Below are 644 nucleotides of genomic sequence, written 5' to 3'. Positions count from 1 at the left end.
CAGGCAGTACCAGGGTCATCTCCTCACCGCCGTAGCGGCAGGCAATATCAGACCCCCGCACGCTGTCGCGCAGCAGCTGGCCCACGGCTTCTAGCACGCGATCGCCCGCAGCGTGGCCATGGACATCGTTAAACCGCTTGAAGTGATCGATGTCGAGCATGATCACCCCAATCGGGTGGTGTTGGCGCTGGGCGCGCTCAATTTCCTGCGTCAGGGTCTCTTCGAGGTAGCGGCGGTTATATAACCCGGTGAGCGGGTCGCGAATGCTCTGGTATTGCAGGGTTTCGCGCAAATGCAGGTTGGCCAAGGCCAGCGCCACTTGCTCGGCTACGGCGCGGGCCAGCTGCTGGGTGGGCTGTTTTATCTCACGGGCACTGAGATAAAACAACCCCAGGGTTTCGCCCTGGGCCAGTAGGGGCAGGCAAAGGGTGGTGCTGGCCACCGCCGCCGTCTCAGCATGGCGGCAGCGCAGCCCCAGGCTGTGGGGGCCGACCTGGTGTGATCGCCCCCGGCGCAGGGCCCAGCAGTCTGAGGGGCTAAAGGAGCTAAACAATGGCTGCGAGTTTAGCTCTGGCCCCCAGGTGGTGACAATTTCCATGCGATCGCGCGACGGGTTGAGCATAAAAATGGCACCACTACTGCCG

1 protein-coding gene is annotated in these 644 nt (G+C 62.9%); it reads right to left on the bottom strand.

Annotation, left to right across the window (positions count from 1 at the left end; genetic code table 11):
* A partial coding sequence (locus VB780_RS31500) for a diguanylate cyclase (protein ID WP_323354029.1) occupies positions 1 to 622 on the bottom strand: 622 nt, incomplete at its 3' end.
* Positions 623 to 644 lie beyond the last annotated feature (22 nt).

Source organism: Leptolyngbya sp. CCNP1308, assembly GCF_034932455.1.
Lineage (GTDB): Bacteria > Cyanobacteriota > Cyanobacteriia > Phormidesmidales > Phormidesmidaceae > Nodosilinea.
Note: the sequence above shows the minus strand (reverse complement) of the source record. Positions and strands in the feature narration are given on the sequence as shown.